Origin of the sequence: Pseudoalteromonas sp. TB25 (genome assembly GCF_000497995.1) — a bacterium.
Taxonomy (GTDB): domain Bacteria; phylum Pseudomonadota; class Gammaproteobacteria; order Enterobacterales; family Alteromonadaceae; genus Pseudoalteromonas; species Pseudoalteromonas distincta.
This window is the reverse complement of sequence record NZ_AUTI01000129.1, coordinates 1-15,560: the sequence shown is the minus strand read 5'-3', so window position 1 is coordinate 15,560 and position 15,560 is coordinate 1. Positions and strand designations below refer to the sequence as shown.

Annotated in this window: 11 protein-coding genes; 6 read left to right on the top strand and 5 right to left on the bottom strand. The window is 39.8% G+C overall.

Annotated features, from left to right (window positions below; translation table 11 throughout):
• The 6 genes from L652_RS0102790 to fusA all read left to right on the top strand — a co-directional run.
• Positions 1-417: tripartite tricarboxylate transporter substrate-binding protein (locus L652_RS0102790; protein ID WP_024603263.1), on the top strand; the 417-nt coding region annotated here is incomplete at its 5' end.
• A gap of 13 nt (positions 418-430) precedes the next feature.
• A complete protein-coding gene (locus L652_RS0102785; RefSeq protein ID WP_008136528.1) occupies positions 431-898 on the top strand; it encodes a tripartite tricarboxylate transporter TctB family protein in 468 nt (155 codons plus the stop codon).
• A 3-nt stretch (positions 899-901) separates the two neighbouring features.
• Complete coding sequence (locus tag L652_RS0102780; RefSeq protein ID WP_008136529.1) at positions 902-2,422, top strand: tripartite tricarboxylate transporter permease; 1,521 nt, start codon at positions 902-904, stop codon at positions 2,420-2,422.
• Positions 2,423-2,433: 11 nt separating this feature from the next.
• On the top strand, positions 2,434-4,056 hold the full coding sequence (locus L652_RS0102775; protein ID WP_024597083.1) for a sensor histidine kinase: 1,623 nt from the start codon (positions 2,434-2,436) through the stop codon (positions 4,054-4,056).
• Between the two features lie 14 nt (positions 4,057-4,070).
• A complete protein-coding gene (locus L652_RS0102770; protein WP_008136531.1) occupies positions 4,071-4,796 on the top strand; it encodes a response regulator in 726 nt (241 codons plus the stop codon).
• Positions 4,797-5,002: 206 nt separating this feature from the next.
• The gene (gene fusA, locus L652_RS0102765) at positions 5,003-7,087 is read left to right on the top strand and encodes an elongation factor G (RefSeq protein ID WP_004334977.1); all 2,085 of its coding nucleotides are present in this window, start codon (positions 5,003-5,005) and stop codon (positions 7,085-7,087) included.
• Between the two features lie 474 nt (positions 7,088-7,561).
• Here the strand turns inward: fusA and mdoH are convergent, their stop codons facing one another.
• The 5 genes from mdoH to L652_RS01000000123175 all read right to left on the bottom strand — a co-directional run.
• Positions 7,562-9,523, bottom strand: a complete 1,962-nt coding sequence (gene mdoH, locus L652_RS0102760; RefSeq protein ID WP_024597082.1) for a glucans biosynthesis glucosyltransferase MdoH — start codon at positions 9,521-9,523, stop codon at positions 7,562-7,564.
• Entirely contained in the window at positions 9,495-11,114 is a 1,620-nt protein-coding gene (locus tag L652_RS0102755) for a glucan biosynthesis protein G (RefSeq protein WP_024597081.1), read from the bottom strand. Before L652_RS0102755 ends, mdoH begins: the two co-directional genes overlap by 29 nt.
• A gap of 330 nt (positions 11,115-11,444) precedes the next feature.
• Positions 11,445-14,177 carry an ExeM/NucH family extracellular endonuclease gene (locus L652_RS0102750; RefSeq protein WP_024597080.1) on the bottom strand — a complete coding sequence of 911 codons (2,733 nt, stop codon included), beginning with the start codon at positions 14,175-14,177 and terminating at the stop codon, positions 11,445-11,447.
• A gap of 127 nt (positions 14,178-14,304) precedes the next feature.
• A complete protein-coding gene (hemB, locus tag L652_RS0102745) occupies positions 14,305-15,315 on the bottom strand; it encodes a porphobilinogen synthase (RefSeq protein ID WP_024597079.1) in 1,011 nt (336 codons plus the stop codon).
• Positions 15,316-15,327: 12 nt separating this feature from the next.
• On the bottom strand, positions 15,328-15,560 hold a 233-nt coding region (locus tag L652_RS01000000123175; RefSeq protein WP_033013164.1), incomplete at its 5' end, for a diguanylate cyclase.

Here is a 15,560-nt window from a genome sequence, read left to right as displayed (position 1 = left end):
GGCGGTAAAGCTAAGGCTGGGTTGCTTTCAGGCGAAGTGAATTTACTTTCTACTGGCTTAAGTGAAGCGCTTGAAGTAGCTAACGGTGGTCAAGCACGTATTTTAGCGGTTACATCGGGTGAGCCCTTACCTGATTACCCAAAAATACCCACACTTAAGTCACTAGGTTACGATATGGAATTTGTTAATTGGCGTGGTCTTTTTGCTGCACCTAATTTACCCGCTGAAAAGTTAGCACAGTACACAAAAAAACTACGTGAGTTGCAAAGTACACCTGAGTGGGAAGCTGTACGAGCTCGTAACGGTTGGCTAAATCTTTTTCAAGAAAAAGATGAGTTTATTAAGTCACTAGAAGCACAAGAAGTGCAGCTTAGAGCTGTAATGGAAGAGCTTGGCTTTATCCGCACATTGCCGTAATCGAGGTTTTAAAATGACGAATCGAGAATTAATAGGGCCAAGTTTATTCTTGGCGCTATTTACTTTATACGCTGTGGTTGCATGGCAAATTCCGCTACTACCGTTTGAAGAATACGAAACGGTTACCTCAGCGACACTTCCTAAAGTATATGCCGGGTTTGGTATTGTGGTGTGCTTACTTTCTATTGGTTCAACATTGCTTAAACCAAGAGAGAAAACTAATACTGATGATGTTCTTGAAAAGTCACACGTACTGCGCACCTTTGGTTTATTAATATTAATGGTAATTTATAGCGCGGCACTGGAGCCAATTGGTTTTTTAATTTCTACTAGTGCGTTTTTGCTTGCGGGCTTTTTTGTGATGGGCGAAAGACGTAAGGGAATTTTGCTATTTGCATCGATACCGGTTGCGGTGGTTTTTTGGTTTTTGATGACTCAAGTATTGGGTATTTACTTGGTTCCGGGCGATTTGTGGAGTTAAGTTATGTTTGATGGAATTATGCTTGGTTTGTCGACCGTGCTCGACTTTAATAATTTAATGTACGTTATAGCTGGCTGCTTGGTAGGTACTTTTATAGGTATGTTACCAGGATTGGGGCCAATTACCGCAATTGCCTTGATGATCCCAATTACTTACAGCATTGGCGCCGATTCGGGCATGATTTTAATGGCGGGTGTTTATTACGGCGCTATTTTTGGTGGCTCTACGTCATCTATTTTAATTAATGCGCCTGGCGTGGCGGGTACGGTAGCTTCCTCCTTTGATGGCTACCCGCTTGCTAAACAAGGGCATGCAGGTAAAGCATTGGCAATTGCTGCTTATTCCTCCTTTATAGGCGGAACGATTGGCGCCATATTATTAATGGTAGCTGCACCTTTATTAGCAAAAGTGTCATTGAGTTTTCAATCCCCTGATTATGTTGTGTTGATGTTTTTAGGCTTAACAGCTATTGCAGCATTTTCAAATAAAGGGCAATTTTTAAAAGCAATGATGATGACTGTGTTTGGCTTGATGCTAGCAACGGTTGGTATTGATCCATCATCAGGGACTGACCGATTTACCTTTGGGCAACCTGATTTACTCGACGGAATAAGCTTTTTACTGGTTGCTATGGCAACGTTTGCATTAGCCGAGGCGCTTGTAAATGTTGTAAAACCAGAGAAAAAAGATGCTAAAAACATTAATGACTCAGACACACCGCAAATAGGTTCAACCAAGTTAAGTAAAGCCGAGATTAAAGAGATAGCACCAGTGATTGGTCGCTCGTCTATTTTAGGTTTTATAGTGGGGGTGTTACCGGGTGCTGGTGCAACTATTGCAAGCTTTATGGCTTATGCAACAGAGCGAAATTTAGCGCCAAAAGGTTTGAAAGAAAAGTTTGGTAAAGGCTCATTACGTGGTTTAGCTGCGCCAGAGTCGGCAAATAATGCGGCGTGTACAGGATCGTTTGTTCCACTGTTAACGCTTGGTATTCCGGGCTCAGGTACTACGGCAATTATGCTAGGTGCTTTGATTGCTTACGGCATTCAACCAGGTCCAATGCTTATGCAAGAAAACCCAAGTGTATTTTGGGCGGTTATTGTAAGTATGTACTTTGGTAATATTGTACTGCTTATTTTAAATTTGCCGCTTATTCCTTACTTTGCAAAAGTATTAGCAATGCCTAAGTCGGTACTCACCGTGATGATATTGTTCTTTAGCTTAATTGGTGTTTACTTAGTGTCCTTCAATACCTTCGACTTATTTATGATGGTAGGATTTGCGGTGGTTGCGCTAGTATTGCGATTACTGTCATTTCCTATGGCACCACTATTATTAGGTTTTATATTAGGAGATATGATTGAGCGAAACTTCCGTCGTTCAATGATGATTTCTGATGGCTCATTAAGCTTTTTATGGGATCGTCCGCTAACATTGAGCATATTTGTAATTTCAATTTTAGTGCTGTTGTTTCCGTTAAAAGATTATTTAATGCAACGCCGTGCAGACAAAGTAAATGCATAATTGAGAATGAAATGAAAAACACCAACAAGCTAAATCCATTGCAAAACATGGTCACAAAACCTAAGCGATTAGAAACACGATTAATTATTTGGGTAACAGGATTGTGTGTATTGCAGGCTTTATTATTTGGCGCGTTGGTGTATCAACTTACAGCGCAAAGCTTACATAACCATATTGGTGATAAAGCATTAGCTGTGGCAAGCAGTATTGCCACACGTGCTGATGTAATTAATGCACTGAAAATACCTAGTGACTTAACCGCTATTAACATGAAAATTGAAGATTTACGACAGCTTGTAGGTGCTGATTTTATTGTTGTTGGCGATGAAAATGCGCTTCGTATTGTGCATCCAGATGAAGATAAAATTGGCAAAAAAATGGTCGGAGGCGATAGCAAAGCTGCATTAAAAGGTGAACGCTATATTTCGGTGGCCCATGGTAGCTTAGGTGAATCAATTCGTGGCAAAGTGCCGGTGTACGCAGGTAATAATGAAATAGTAGGCGTTGTATCGGTTGGTTTTTTAGTACAATCAATCGATCCGCTTATTCTCTCTCGCAGTAGTGAAATTTTAATATGGGGCTTAATACTTGTAGGTTTAAGTATACTGGCGGCTATTTATATTGGACAGCGTGTCAGAAATGCTATTTTTGGCCTGCAGCCAGATGAAATTGCACGTTTGTTTTCAGAACAAGATGCAATTTTAAATACGGTACGCAGCGGTATTATTGCACTCGACCCGGACGGAAAAGTACGAAAACTCAATCAACGCGCCTGCGAAATATTAGATAAACCAACTTCAATTCTTAATCAGAACCTCAGCTTAAACGATTTATTACCTGAACATGCAGAATTTTTATTGCGTAATCAGCGACGTAAAATAGTGGGTTTTGAATTATTTGCCGCCGATAAACGCCTTATATTATCGAGATTTTCTTTGCAAGTGCAAGGGCAGGCGGATGGTATTTTACTGAGTATGCGCCCCTCTGATGAACTTGAGTATTTAAGCCAACAACTTACTAAAGTTCAGGCTTTTGCAGAGCTTTTAAGGGTACAAACTCATGACTATTCTAATAAGCTCAACTTAATTGGTGCGTTAGTGCAAATGGGCAAAAACGAACAAGCTATAGAAATAATAGGGCAAGAAAGCCAGGGCTCTCAGGCACAAATTCATAACTTGTTAGAGCGCATACAAGACCCTGTGCTTGCTGGTTTGTTGGTGGGTAAATATCATAAAGCAAGAGAATTAAATGTTGCGCTTGAGCTTAACCCCGACAGCCTACTTGGTGTTATTGCACGTAAAGATATGCTCGAGCGAGTTGTGTCTATTTTAGGTAATCTTATAGATAATGCGATTGAGGCTGCTATTAGGTCATCGAACTCTCGCTCTGCAAAAGTACGGGTAACCGTTGATGAAACCAGCCAAACTCTCTTATTTGATGTAGAAGATACAGGCTTTGGGTTAGGTTCTGACCATGATGTTATTTTTACCCCTCAGTACAGCTCTAAATCAGGAGCAGAGCATGGTATTGGTTTATATTTAGTAAAAACAAATTTAGACTCATGCGGTGGCACGTTAGAAATTGGTGAGTCAGACCTACTTGGTGCAAGACTAAGTGTTTACATTCCAAAATAATAAGAGCATTAAACATGACGTATTCAGTAGTAATAATTGAAGACGAAGTAGAGGTAGCACAGCTATTAGCGCAGTACTTGTTATTACCAAATGGTGTCGCAGGTAGTCAAACGCCAAAGCAAAGTTTAAGGCAAGCACAGTATCAGGTAGTGGGCATTGCAGGTAATTTAAGCACGGCAACAGCCTTACTGCATGCAATTGAACCCGATTTGATTTTACTCGATATACATTTACCTGATGGTAACGGACTTGATTTATTGACCGACTTACGACGTCGAACGATTAAAAGTGAGGTTATGCTGCTCACTGCTGCAAAAGAGGTCGAAACCCTTGAAAAAGCAATGCAGTTAGGTGCATGCGACTTTTTAGTAAAACCATTAATGTTAAACCGACTTGATCAAGCACTCGCACGTTTTGAATCACGTCAGCAATGTTTTTCTGATGCAAGTGAAGTAACGCAGTCAATGGTTGATATGTTATTTGGTTCAAAGCAGCAAACCAACACGTCTGTTCGTTTACCAAAAGGGGTCGATCAACTTACCCTGCAAAAAATACATGATGCTTTTGTAGAGCACGCAACCACTGCATTTACTGCTCAGCAAATGGGCGATTTGGTCGGTGTGAGTCGCTCTACAGCACGCCGTTACTTAGAGTATTTGCTTGAATCAGGTAAGTTAACAGCGGATCAAAGTTATGGCAGTATTGGCCGTCCTGAACGTTGCTATAAAATAGCGAAGTAACTTGGTGTATCTGAAACTTAAGTATTAAACGCTATTAATTTCAATGCCTTGCGTTTTTTTTGTTATGTTTGATATTTAATAGATTCTGACGATAAAAAAAATATGTTGAATTGATTGCATTTTAAGCGGCTTGTATGGTGATGTTCGCATTAAGTGATGTTATACTCCTGCCGAATAATTTATCGACTTTATTAAGAGTAAAATTAATGGCAGATTTATCGAAGTACAGAAACATTGGTATTTTCGCGCACGTTGATGCGGGTAAAACCACGACTACTGAGCGTATCCTAAAGCTTACTGGTCAAATCCATAAAACAGGTGAGGTTCATGATGGTGAATCTACTACTGACTTCATGGAACAAGAAGCTGAGCGCGGTATTACTATCCAGTCTGCGGCTGTAAGCTGTTTCTGGAAAGATCACCGTTTTAACGTTATCGATACTCCTGGACACGTTGACTTCACAGTTGAAGTATACCGTTCACTTAAAGTATTAGATGGCGGTGTTGGTGTATTCTGTGGTTCTGGTGGTGTTGAACCACAATCAGAAACTAACTGGCGCTATGCTAACGAATCAGAAGTTGCACGTATTATCTTTGTAAATAAATTAGACCGTATGGGTGCTGATTTTTACCGTGTAACTGAGCAAGTACGTAAAGTACTTGGCGCAACTCCACTAATCATGACTTTACCAATCGGTATCGAAGATGAGTTTGTTGGTGTTGTAGATGTTTTAACTAAAAAAGCGTACGTATGGGATGACACTGGTCTTCCAGAAAACTACGAAATCACTGACGTTCCTGCAGACATGGTAGAAAAAACTGATGAATACCATGAAATGCTTATCGAAACTGCTGTAGAGCAAGACGATGACCTTATGGAAGCGTACATGGAAGGTGAAGTACCTTCTATCGAAGATATCAAGCGTTGTATCCGTAAAGGTACTCGTGACCTTGCTTTCTTCCCTACGTTCTGTGGTTCTGCTTTCAAAAACAAAGGCATGCAACTAATCCTTGATGCTGTTGTTGACTACTTACCTGCTCCAACAGAAGTTGATCCTCAACCTCTTATGGATGAAGAAGGTAACGAAAATGGCGAATTCGCAATCGTATCTGCTGACGAACCTTTCAAGGCGCTAGCATTTAAGATAATGGATGACCGTTTTGGTGCATTAACTTTCGTACGTATCTACTCAGGTAAGCTTAATAAGGGTGACACTATCCTTAATGCGTTTACTGGTAAAACTGAGCGTGTTGGCCGTATGGTTGAGATGCAAGCAGATGACCGTAACGAATTAACTAGCGCACAAGCTGGTGACATCATTGCTATCGTAGGCATGAAAAATGTGCAAACTGGTCACACTCTATGTGATCCTAAGCACCCAGTAACACTTGAGCCAATGGTATTCCCAACTCCAGTAATCTCGATTGCTGTACAGCCTAAAGATAAAGGCGGTAATGAGAAAATGGGTGTTGCTATCGGTAAAATGGTTGCAGAAGATCCATCTTTCCAAGTTGAGACTGATGAAGATTCAGGCGAAACTATCCTTAAAGGTATGGGTGAGCTTCACTTAGATATCAAAGTTGATATCCTTAAGCGTACTTACGGTGTAGACCTTATCGTTGGTCAACCACAGGTTGCTTACCGTGAAACTATCACTCGTGAAATCGAAGATAGCTACACGCATAAGAAACAATCTGGTGGTTCTGGTCAGTTCGGTAAAATCGACTACCGCATCAAGCCAGGCGAAGTTGCTTCAGGCTTCACGTTTAAATCATCAGTTGTTGGTGGTAACGTACCTAAAGAATTCTGGCCTGCAGTTGAGAAAGGCTTTAAGTCAATGATGGGCGAAGGTGTTCTAGCTGGCTTCCCAGTATTAGACGTTGAAGTTGAACTTTTTGACGGTGGTTTCCATGCCGTGGATTCATCAGCAATCGCGTTCGAAATCGCTGCTAAAGGTGCTTTCCGCCAATCGATCCCTAAAGCGGGCGCACAACTTCTTGAGCCAATCATGAAAGTTGACGTGTTCACTCCAGAAGATCACGTTGGTGACGTAATCGGTGACCTTAACCGTCGTCGTGGTATGCTAAGCGACCAAGAAGCTGGTTTAACTGGCGTTCGCATTAAAGCTGACGTTCCGTTATCAGAAATGTTCGGTTACATTGGTTCACTACGTACAATGACATCTGGTCGTGGTCAGTTCTCTATGGAGTTCTCACACTACGCACCATGTCCACAAAACGTAGCTGACACAGTAATCGCTGCAGAAAAAGAGAAAAAAGCTGCTAAGTAATTAGTTTCTTAACTCTTTAAAAAAACCCGCACATGTTGCGGGTTTTTTATTACCTATAATTTGGTTTTATTCTTTATAGGTTTTTATAACTGCTCTTTATTATTAATTAGTCCTATATTTTTAATTAATGAAAAGGTACTAGATAGAAATTTATTTATATTGTTACAAAGCAGGGATTTGTTATACACGTCTATGCACAGAGCGTTATATCAATAGTGAGGAAATTACTGTTGTATCATTTAGCTCGTTTTTTCTTTTCACTATTTTAAAGTAGAACTGGAGAATGGTAAGGTTTTTCATTTTTATAACTGGCAACTTGATGATGAAACGCAATCAGTTATTTCTAAAATGTACTGTAATAAGTTAGCTAGAAAAATAGAAAATATTAGCGGCAAGTGCAGCGCATGATTTTTTAATTTAGATAGAAAAAAGGAGCAATTAATTGCTCCTTTTTTGTTTTTATTTTATAACGCGCTAATTAAACTTTTTTATAGCCTTAGCTTTTAGCGCTTTCATCTTTAGCCTGCGTGGCTTTTTAAAAGATTGTATAGGCATTGATACCATATGCTCTTGTGGCAGTGCCGGAATTGTTTGTGGGTAAGTTCCTTCCTCTGGCACGGAAATCTCTTTTAGATGTACTTTAAGCGCCTCTAGAGTTGAGTCGTTATCAACTTCACTAGGGCAAATAAATATACCTAACTTTCTTAGCTGTACGCCGAGTTTGATACTACTGGTATAACGGATAATTGGAGCACCTAATACTAAGCCTAATAATATAGGTGATAGCCACCAAAAGAATACAGGTGTGAAGTAGTAGGCTGTGCTGCCCCATGCTATAGCCACAATAGTAGAGAATAACGTATAACCAAACGCTTCTTTCCACGGGACCATACGACCTTCGCGCGGTTGTGCATCCCACTTCACTTTTTTGCCTAAAAATACGCAAAGTACAAAGTAAGCATGAAATACCATCATTAATGGCGCAACAATAATAGCAAATACAGTTTCAATAATTGAACCTAGAATTAATTTAATTGAACCACCAAAGCGTTTGTTTCTATGTATTAGGGTGACTATTACGCCCATTAATTTAGGCATTAATAAAATAACAATAGTTAAATACAAGAGTGAATCAATAAGATCGGTTTTAGCTATTTGCCATGTAGGAAATAATTGATAAACACGATTAAAGTACACATCACTATTTAATGCGCGCGTTACTGCATCAATAGTACTTAGCGCTAGCATTGAGAGCCAAATTAGTGATGAAATATAGGCTGTTGCACCTAATAGAAAGTGCAGCTTACTCATTAATTTTAATTTAGATGATGATAGTAAACCTAAGTGCTGAATATTACCCTGTACCCAGCGTCTATCGCGTACAGCATAATCGAGAATATTACTTGGTACTTCTTCGTAGCTGCCTTCAATATCTGATAGTAATAGTACATCCCAACCTGCACTATGAAGTAGTGATGCTTCTACAAAATCATGACTTAAAATCTCACCGCCAAAAGGTGCGTTACCTTTAAGTGTTGGCAAGCCACAGCACGTTATAAATGCTTCAACTCTAATGATTGCATTATGACCCCAGTAGTTGGCTTTATCTGTTTGCCAAAATGCTGAGCCAGTAGCGAGCATTGGGCTATATAGCACTGACGCAAACTGTAAAAAACGACCAAAAAAGGTATCTTGACGAACAGGTATCGGAATTGTTTGGATCAGGCCTGCTTGTGGGTTGTTTAGCATGCTTGTAGTAAGTTCTAACATACATTTACCGGTCATTACGCTATCTGCATCAAGCACAATCATATGGTCGTAATTACTTCCCCAGCGCTCACAAAAGTCGGTTAGGTTACCTACTTTGCGGTGTTTGTTATCTTCGCGACGACGATAAAAAACATGCTTTGCTGTATCCCCTAAACGTTCGCACAATGCATGCCATGCACTTAGCTCGTTTTTAACTATTTGAGGGTCTTGTGTATCGCTTAATAAATAAAAATCAAAATTATCAAGCTGACCAGTTTCTTTTAACGATTGTAGACTTACTTCAAAGCCCGCTATAACACGGTGGGTATCTTCGTTATAAATAGGCATTACAACGGCGGTTTTCTGAGCGTTAATTGCCTCGTTATTGAACTCAATTGGTTTAATACGTTTTAACGTAAGCGGGTCAATTCGAAATAACTGTAGTACAAAGCCGATTGTGCCACTACAAAAAGCCGTTACAATCCAAGCAAATGTGATTGAGAATAATACTAAAAGGGCATACTCAAGTAATGTCATACCGTTTGAGCTTAAAATCTCAAACATAATAGATATGCCGTAGCCAGATGTGCCAAGTGCCGCAATGGCAAATAGCCATACTCTTAGTGTTTTGAATGGCATTGGAGTGCCCCTACCTTTATTACTTGATGTCATTTGGGTACCAAACATAGCTCCATACCTCGCTAATTTCTTTGTCACGTAGTTTTAACGATAAACGCATATCAACGGGTTGATCGTCCTGTGGTGCAATTTTAAAGGCTACACGCCATCCACGTGAATCCGGAAGTTTTTGTACATTCACGTCGGTTACTTCGCCTGTTGTAAGTTGAATGTCGGCATCTAGTTTTAACTGTTTAGACAGTTGATTTATTTCTGATCCAGTAAAATCAACAGTAAATTGGCGGTGGCTTTTTGGTGGTGGGTTGTCCTCACCAGGTAAAGCGGCGCTACCAATTCTTGTACGTAGTACACGTGCTTTCTCGTGCTGAGTTAAAACTGAATTAAAGGTGGTCATTTTGTAGCTTAATTTTAATGAATCTCCGGCCTTCATTGGTTTTTCTGGTACCCAGTAACTTACGATATTGTCGTTAGTTTCTGTATCAGTCGGTATTTCTACAAGCTCTACACGACCATTTCCCCACTCACCTTGTGGTTCAATCCATAGGCTAGGGCGGTCGTGGTAATGTGCTTCTGTGTCTAGATAGTTATTAAAGTATCGGTCTCGTTGAGCTAACCCAAAACCTTTTGGGTTATTGTACGAAAATGAAGTAACGCTGAGTTGTGATGGGTTGTTAAGAGGGCGCCATACCCACTTGTCATCAGCAGATTGAGTTAATAAGCCATCCGAGTCATGAACTTCAGGGCGATAGTCATCAAAAAATTTGGTGCTGTTTTCGCCGTGATAAAACATACTCGTTAATGGTGCTACACCTAGTTTTTTAATATCTTTACGCGCAAAAATCTGCATATCAACATCAACTAGCATATTCGTTGTAGGGTCGACGCTAAATTTGTACGCACCAGAAATAGATGGACTATCCAACAATGCAAAAATGGTGATTTGTGTTTGCTCTGCCTTTGGTTTAACTAACCAAAACTCTTTGAACATTGGAAATTCTTCACCCGAATTCTCAGCAGTATCAATGGCAAGGCCTCTTGCTGATAAGCCATAAACTTGTTGAGGGCCAACGACTCTAAAATACGATGCTCCCTGAAATACCATTACTTCGTCTTTATACTCGTTAGTATTTAATGGGTAATGTAAGCGAAATCCAGCATGGCCTAGTTGAGTGCCCGCCACACTTTTAGCTATTTCTTCTTGTAGTGGTGCAGCAGTGCCATCGTATTGGTAAAAGTCGGTGCTGAAAGGTAAGCGGCTACGTTTAGAGTCGCTATCAACAGTATTTATTGTTACAGGTGTTTTATATAAAAAACCAGGGTGGAATAATTGCAGCTCGTACAGGCCTTCATCTTTCCACACCGCTTTGTCTTTTTTAAATCGAATTGAACGGTAGTCTTGATAATCAATATTATTTAGTGCTTCAAGCTCGATGTTTTTAGGTGCCACATATTCTTCGCTTGCTAGCTTTTTAGCGCGAGCGCTAATTACATCAAATAAGCTACTTTGTGGAATTGCTACATCAACAGTTGCAGCAATCGCTTGGTTGCTATTGCCCCAAGTCGAAAAAATAATAAGTAGACCCAGTAGTGGTGCTGACTTTTTTTGCCATTTAGGCAAGTTTTGGGTTAGTTGTTTCATTCTCATTCCTTTATAAAAACACGACTTATTTTTACGTTTAGGGTAAATATTGATTTTGTTTTGTAAGTATCTTCTAATTTACTTAAAGCAAAATGTGAACCCTTATAAAAGTTCATATTTATCAATAGGAAAACCAATATACGTAACTCATTGAGGTTTTTGTTGTGTAAAATTCACTCAATCTTATGTAGTTGTTACTGATTAATTACTAGAAGACTCACTAATCGTATGAACATATTACGGGGAGTTTAATGAAGCTTGTCTGAATTACATTTGTATAAAATAAAAAAGCCGCAAAAGCGGCTTTTTATATGTTTAGATTTTACTTAATTATTTCTTTTTAAATCGACGCACTATTGATAGTGGTGCTAAAAGAAGTGATAACCATAATAATGAACCTGCATCATTATCATCATCTGAGCGTAAGTTATTTACCTTAACGGCTACTTTTTCAATGTTTGATAAGTTACCAGCACTATCTTGAGCTTGTACTGTTAAAGTAATACGATTTTCGAATTCGTAATCAATCTCTCCAGCAACAATTAACTGCCCCTCATTGTTAATAGAAACGCTGTCATTATCAGATGTAATAAATTTAACAACAGGTGATTCATCGGCATTTGGATCACTAAAATCGAGCGTGCCGATAATTGTGCCAATTGCGCTGTTTTCATCGATTGCAAAAACTTGATCGGCTGCAATTACAGGTGTTTGCTCTTCAGGCGTTAAAGTAATTTCAGATTTAATGTCAATAATCACAGGGTCATGGTCTGATGCGCGGTATGCACTTTCAGAGTACAAGCTAGATTGTTGACCTTCGCTTTTAAACTCTACATTGTAATCAAGTGAAATAGGTTCATCTGCGTTGATATGCCAATCTGTTGCAGCGACAACTTTGCTAAGTAATGATTGTGTAGCTACTGCATGGTCTAAACTTCCTGCACGACCAGAAAAGCTATAAGAATAACCAAGTGTATCACCATCAATTTCAGCAACTACATTTTTGTAGCCTTTATCAGCAAATGCACGTATTGGATCTTCCATTGCGTAAGCATTCATATCGCCGACTAAAATAGTATCTTCGTCATCAACACCGGTTGGTTTGCTATCAAGCCAATCTGCGAATGCATTAGCACCTTGCGTGCGTATTTCATTCCAACAGCCTTGGCCATCAGCTAAATCTGCATTATTTCCAGAAGCACTACCACAGCTTTTAGATTTAAGATGTGACACAGCAACAGTAAATACTTCATCAGTTTCTATTGATTTAAAGCTTTGTGCAATTGGAGCACGGTTACTAAAATCAAATGGAGCCTCAGTTGTAATGGCTGCAGTGCCTACTTCTTCTACTTTGTTAGCACGATAGATAAGTGCGGTAGTAATTGCATCGGTACCAATTTGATCTACGTTAAAATCAACAAATGCATAGTTGTTAGCACTATCTGCATCATTTAATGCATCTACTAAGCTAGCAATTGCACTAAATTCGCCAAAGCCATCATTCTCAATTTCCATTAAACCAACAACATCGGCCTCAATAGCGCTAATAGCACTTACAATTTTAGCTTCTTGACGAATAAATTCAGCTTCAGTATCTGCACCTCGAGATGTAGGGAACCCTCCGCCTTGGCCATCACCATTGAAGTAATTAAGTACGTTAAAGCTAGCTACACGTAAATCTGCTTCAGCATTAAGTTCAGGCGCATCTTCACGTGCATTTGTTGCAATAAACGAAGGCGCTAAAGTTGGGTGAATTCGGTAAAGACCGAAGCTATAAGCAAGTGCCCCTGTAACAGTATTAACAGTATCGCCAGTTCGTAATGTATTTTCTGCCGACAAGCCTGGAGTTGGATAAGCTGTAGGGTCTAAGTTTTGTACTGTAGAGCCATCATCTATTAAAATCTTTTTAAGTAGATTTTCAGTTTCAACTGCATTAGCAGCATCGCCAGGTAACGCAACCTGAGTACCTTGGTACAAGCGCTCTGTTGCTAATTCAACTTCACCATATCGACCAAGACCAAAGTTATTAGTCACTACTAATGGTTGCTCTAATGTGACTAACATACCTTCAAAAGCTTCTAAATCAGTTGTATTAGCTAAAGGTAAAGTGATTTTTGTAGCTGCTGCAGCTAAACCAGTGCCACACACTGCAACTTGGCTAACACTGCCAATTTGTGTTGCATCAAAATACTCTTCAACAGTACCTTGTATACGTACATGGTCGCCTACATTCACGTCAGTATCTGCAAAATATACAAATACACCTTCAGAGGTAAGTGGATTTGCATCTATATCAGCAGCCAGTGAGCTAACAAAAAAGCCTTTTAATTGTTCATCACCTTGAAAATCGGCGCTTACAACACCTTCAAGCTCTACTAATGTACCTACAAGTGGGCTAGCAGAGCCGTCACCTTGAATAGCATTTATTAGTGTTTTTTCTGCACCACAAACAAGTGGTTCAAGTGGTTCTGGCTCAGGGTCTGGCACAGGAGCGGTACCGCCGTTTCCTGTGTGTGAACCTAATCCATCAAAGGTGTCAATATCAAACTGTTCCCACTCTTCGCTAGGATCAAAAATGGCTGTCGAGTCAGTTCGGCCTGTGGTAATGCTATCTTTTCTTCGCAGCGTTTTGTTAACCGTAGTTACACCCCCTTCAGACCACTCTGAACCCGGATCAACACCAACTTGACCAAAACTATCAACAATTACACCGTCTTTAGTTAAAACAAGGGCATCATCACCGTTATAGTAGGTTACTGTGCTGGTTTCATCTGCAATATCAAGTATTGCAGCTGCTGCACTGGGGTTTGAAATAATGTAGGTGGTATTGGCGGCCAATGTTCCGGTTAAATCAATCGAGTTGCCAATCGAACTGCTACCATTTGAATAGAGTCCTAAAGTATAACCTTCAAGAGAAAGCTCCGTATCAGCATTATTATAAAGCTCGATTGCTTTATTATTACTGCTTCCCTCTATATATTCTGAAATGATTAGATCAGCGGATGCTGGTGCACTGAGACTTGCTATAACAAGTGCGAGTGGTGTTATTTTTGTTTTAAACATTTTTTTATTATTCCCGTGTATTAATCCCAAAATGGGACACCAGTTTAGAGAATAAATATGACGAAAATAATACAAAAATGTAAATGAATGTAAACAAAAGGCGGTTTAACCGCCTTTTAATAAAAAATTACTTTTTAGCTAGATATTTTGCGGCTTGCTTAGCAAAGTAGGTTAATATTCCATCGGCTCCTGCACGCTTAAATGCAAGTAAAGATTCCATTATTGTAGCCTCTTCACTTAACCAACCGTTATCAATTGCTGCTTTGTGCATTGCATACTCGCCACTTACCTGATATGCGAAAGTAGGTACACCAAATTCGTCTTTAACACGCCGTACAATATCTAAATAAGGCATACCGGGCTTTACCATAACCATATCAGCGCCTTCTTGTAAGTCTAATGCGACTTCACGTATTGCTTCATCAGAGTTTGCTGGATCCATTTGGTAAGTTTTTTTATCAGCACCTTTTAAGTTACCAGCAGAGCCTACAGCATCTCTAAATGGGCCATAGTAGCTAGATGCGTATTTAGCTGAGTAGGCCATAATTCGAGTATGAATAAACCCATCAGCTTCAAGTGCTTCGCGAATAGCGCCAATACGACCATCCATCATATCAGAAGGGGCAACAACATCAGCACCAGCTTCTGCATGGGAAAGTGCTTGTTTAACTAAAATTTCAGTAGTGACATCATTAATAACATAACCTGAATCATCAATAATACCGTCTTGGCCATGCGTAGTGAAAGGGTCAAGTGCTACATCAGTAATCACACCCAACTCAGGAAAAGCTTCTTTTAACGCTCTTACGGTGCGTTGTGCTAAGCCATCATCGTTATATGCTTCTTCGGCAAATAATGATTTTTTATCCGCAGGCGTTACTGGAAAAATAGCAACGGCAGGTACGCCAAGTTCAACGAGTTCTTTTGCTTCAACAAGCAGTAAATCAATTGATAGCCGCTCAATACCAGGCATTGATTCAATTACCTCGCGGCGATTTTTACCATCAAGTACAAATACAGGGTAAATTAAATCATTTACGCTAAGCTGGTTTTCAGCCATTAAGCGGCGAGAAAAGTCGCTGCGGCGCATTCTGCGCATGCGAGTATATGGGAAAAGGTCTAATCCTGATTGGGCCATGTTAATATGCTCCTACTGTGGTAATGGAAAAGTAATTACTTGATTACGGCCATGCTGCTTTGCGTAATAAAGTGCTTTGTCGGCGCACTCAGTAAAAATTTGAGGGTTGCTAACATCGTCAGCAATACTGGTGTATACACCAGCGCTAATAGTAAATTGAATATCATTATTGGCAACCGTTACTGTACTTACTGAGATATCAGCTCGTATTTTTTCAGCTATGTCTTGTGCGCCTTCACTAGGGG